The 3,885-nt window shown below is 60.3% G+C and carries 4 protein-coding genes; 1 reads left to right on the top strand and 3 read right to left on the bottom strand.

The features are described from left to right. Positions 1-462: 462 nt before the first annotated feature. Positions 463-1,566: a choline metabolism transcriptional regulator GbdR gene (gene gbdR, locus FEM54_RS26815; RefSeq protein ID WP_005792167.1), complete on the top strand. Its 1,104-nt coding sequence runs from the start codon at positions 463-465 to the stop codon at positions 1,564-1,566. Between the two features lie 109 nt (positions 1,567-1,675). On the opposite strand, the gene FEM54_RS26810 is transcribed toward gbdR, so the two are convergent. From FEM54_RS26810 to FEM54_RS26800, 3 genes are all read right to left on the bottom strand, one after another. After that, positions 1,676-1,939, bottom strand: coding sequence for a hypothetical protein (locus FEM54_RS26810; protein ID WP_017139371.1), 264 nt, complete (start codon positions 1,937-1,939; stop codon positions 1,676-1,678). Between the two features lie 297 nt (positions 1,940-2,236). Next, positions 2,237-3,397 carry a gamma-butyrobetaine dioxygenase gene (locus FEM54_RS26805; protein WP_138453678.1) on the bottom strand — a complete coding sequence of 387 codons (1,161 nt, stop codon included), beginning with the start codon at positions 3,395-3,397 and terminating at the stop codon, positions 2,237-2,239. A gap of 9 nt (positions 3,398-3,406) precedes the next feature. Next, positions 3,407-3,885 (bottom strand): thioesterase family protein (locus FEM54_RS26800; RefSeq protein WP_138453677.1); only part of this gene is annotated, 479 nt, incomplete at its 5' end.

Genomic DNA, 3,885 nt, shown 5'->3' with positions numbered 1-3,885 from the left:
GGGGAATGCATTCCAAATGTGGGAGCTGGCTTGCCTGCGATAGCGGTAGTTGCAGCACCACTGCTCATAAAGTGAACACCGGAACCCAAAAGCGCCACCTTTTAGCGCGTCGCAAATAGATAAGTAGCTTGCGAACGATTCCGTGCCTCACCACTCGTCACCCGTGCGTGCGGTGACAGACTTTTCCCACGCCCGCAAAGCGCCTTCCCACAAGTGCTACCGATCTGCTCACACCCCAGAGCAGGGCCGGTCTGACGTCCATTTCTGGCCATATTCCGCGCTCCCCGCGCGGGCTTATATAGACGCGTCATCAGGTCGTTTTTAGGAGTTATTGGATGGCCATTCAATTTTAGGCATGGCATTTGCTCTACCCATTCAAAGCCTCGCTCCTTGCTGGAGACGAACGCAATAACAAGAGCCTCGCCTGAGGCCATCACCCGCTTTGTGTGAGGAGATACCGCGATGACGTCGTTCAACTCCGGGGCCCAACCCCAGAACCGTGCGCCTCAATCCATCGGCTTTTTGCTGCTGGACAATTTCACGCTGATTTCCCTGGCTTCGGCAGTGGAACCGCTGCGCATGGCCAACCAGCTGTCCGGCCGCGAGCTGTATCGCTGGACAACCCTGAGTGTCGACGGCAACCAAGTGTGGGCCAGCGACGGTCTGCAAATCACCCCCGATGCCTCCATGCACAAAGCCCCGGCCCTGGACACTGTGATTGTGTGCGGGGGCGTGGGAATCCAGCGTACCGTTACCCGTGAGCACGTGTCGTGGCTGCAAAGCCAGGCGCGCCAGTCGCGTCGCCTCGGCGCCGTGTGCACAGGCAGTTGGGCCCTGGCCTGCGCCGGTTTGCTCGACGGTTTCGATTGCAGCGTGCACTGGGAATGCCTGGCGTCGATGCAGGAAGCCTTCCCGCGCGTGGCCATGAGCACGCGCCTGTTCACCCTCGACCGTAACCGCTTTACCAGCTCGGGCGGCACCGCGCCGCTGGACATGATGCTGCACCTGATCAGCCGCGACCACGGCCGTGAATTGTCGGCCGCCATCTCCGAGATGTTTGTGTACGAGCGCATCCGCAATGAACAGGATCACCAGCGCGTGCCGCTCAAGCACATGCTCGGCACCAACCAGCCGAAACTGCAGGAAATCGTCGCGCTGATGGAAGCCAACCTTGAAGAGCCGATCGACCTGGACGAACTGGCGGTGTACGTCGCCGTGTCGCGCCGCCAACTGGAGCGGTTGTTCCAGAAATACCTGCACTGCTCGCCATCGCGCTACTACCTCAAATTGCGCCTGATTCGCGCGCGGCAGTTGCTCAAGCAAACGCCGATGTCGATCATCGAAGTAGCGTCGGTGTGCGGGTTTGTGTCCACGCCGCACTTCTCCAAGTGCTACCGCGAATACTTTGGCATTCCGCCACGCGATGAGCGCGTAGGTTCCAACACGACCCAGCAAGTGGCGATGATGCCGATTCCGCAGGCGTTGGTGCTGTCACCGTTGTCGGGGCCGATGTCGGCGTTGAGCCAGGCGCGTAATGAGTCGACGTTTGCCAGTGTAAGGCTTTAGACCGAGGTGGCTTTATCGCAGCGATGCGGCGACCCGACAAGCCAGCTCCCACATTTGAATTGTGAACCCAGTCAAATGTGGGAGCTGGCTTGCCTGCGATAGCGGTCTATCAGGCGCCCGAGCTCTGCTTGAACTGCACCAAAGCCGGCAACAACTGCTTGTCGATCGCCTGGCGCACCGCCGGCAAAATCGTCGCGCTGCCGGTGTACATCTGCTCCACCATGCCCTTGAGTGCCTTGGCCCGTGCGGCACTCAAACCGCGCACCGCACACTCGCAAGCCTGCTCGGCGCTGGCGCCGCTGGATACCTCGAAACCCAGCGAGCGCAGCTGGCTCAGCAGGTCATCCTGGTCAATCAAGTCCGCGTGCATCATGACGTTTATCCTGGTGTAGGGAACGGGATTGAATGGGATTCTGGTAGGCCCTCGGCCGGTCGGCAAGGGCAGAATCGGCGAATGGCTCAGATGGCTATGAACAGGTCGTTTTCGGGTCATTTACCGACACCAACAATAGGCACACTGGAGGCCATGCACGCACCTTGAAGGTTTGGTCACCCTCGGGATGTCACGCTCACACCAAGCACTCTGCCCCGATCCAGTCACGGCTGGCCCGGGGCTTTTTTTGGCCGGGGTTTGTGGGAGCTGGCTTGCCTGCGATGGCCGCACCCCGGTCTACCTCTGCAACACCAATATCCGGGACAACAACTCATCCCGATCAATGTAACAACCCTGAAAATGCCGCGCCCCCGAAGCCGGATCAAACGCATTGCGCGCATGCAAGGTGCGGCGGTTATCAAAGCACCACAACTCACCCGGATTCAGGCGTTTGACCAGTCGAAAACGGTCTTCCCGCGTCATCGCAATAAAGCGCCGATACGCCCGATACAACAACGGCATCTGCTCCACCGGTGCCTCAAACGGCCCGCGCAAAAAGTTGGCCATGCGGATCTCCGCCACATCGCCCAAGGCATCCAGCGCAATGATCGGGGCCAGGCGGCGGTAGTCGCTGTGCCGGTCTTTATTGCGAAACTCCACCGGGATTTCACACAGGGCGCGAAACGCCTCGGGGTCTTCCGTGCGCAGCGCCTGGGCGATGGCAAACCCATCGACAAAAATGCTCTCGCCACCATCAGCGTCGTTCACCAGGCAATGCAAAAATTGCAGCCCCGGTTGCAGCTCCCGTGTCGGCAAATCACTGTGCAGCGGCAGGTTGAAAGCGGTGTAAGCATTGCTGTCGGCATCGGCCTTGGATTGCACGTTGAACAGCACGCCGAAGTTGCTCTCGCGGATAAACGAAATACGCTTGGCGATCAGTGCCAGCGAGCCCGGTTCGGTGGGCACGCCACGGATTTGCGTAAGGCCGCCGTCACGCAAGGCCAGCAGCCATTGCAACAGGGCTTTGGGGTCTTCCATCACCGCTGAGTATTCAAATATGGGCAGTTCGAAGGTGCTGCCCCACAGTTGCGACTGGGGTTTGGCAGCGCGGCGTTCGGCGCGTGATTGATCGTCATAGGCATGGGCGCGCAACCAGCCTGGATCGTACTGGCTGCGATGGCCGCCGTACCATTCCACGCACAGAAAACCTTGATCGATGCGCGCGCTGACTGCGCGCAGATGCTCGTCCACATCGACAATTTCCAGCACCTGCTCGCGGGTCACGCTGTACACGCATTGGGCACAGGGGCAGTTGTCCCGCAGCCACTGATGATGGAACGGGCTGACCCGCCCATCGGCCCACTGCACGCGAATCTGATCATCCAGCACCTGCGCCCCGGCAAGGTCGCAGATCTTCGGGTAAGTACGGAAATCGGCAACAGCGGCGGCGGTTTGCATGGTGATTCCTTATTGTTTTTTGGGTGGTAATCCGATCACTCGGCCCAGCAAGGCAGGGCGCGGCAGGTCGGCCTGTTCGGCACTGATGGTCGCCAGTTTCTCCAGCGTGGCCTCGGTAAACGGCGCTGAATGCGGCCCCGCCAGATCGACGTGCAGCAGCATCTGCTCGTTGCCGGCCAACTCCTTCGTGTCGCCCACAAGGTGCAGGCTGTGATAGAGGTGCAGGCGCTTGGCGTCGTGGGCGATCAGTTGGGTGTGCACTTCGACCTCGGCGCCGAGTTTTACTTCGTGCAGGTAGTTCAGGTGCAGTTCCAGGGTGAACAGCGAGTGGCCGCTGGCTTCGCGGTTTTCGCTGTCCAGCCCGAGAGTGTCCATCAGCGCGTCGGTGGCGTAGCTGAAGATCAGCAGGTAAAACGCATCACGCAGGTGGCCGTTGTAATCCACCCAGTCGGGCTGGATGTGGGTGGTGTAGGTGGTCAGTGCAGGCA

Origin of the sequence: Pseudomonas edaphica, assembly GCF_005863185.1 — a bacterium.
GTDB classification, from domain to species: domain Bacteria; phylum Pseudomonadota; class Gammaproteobacteria; order Pseudomonadales; family Pseudomonadaceae; genus Aquipseudomonas; species Aquipseudomonas edaphica.
The sequence above is the reverse complement of the archived record's forward strand: the minus strand, read 5'-3'. Positions and strand labels throughout refer to the sequence as shown.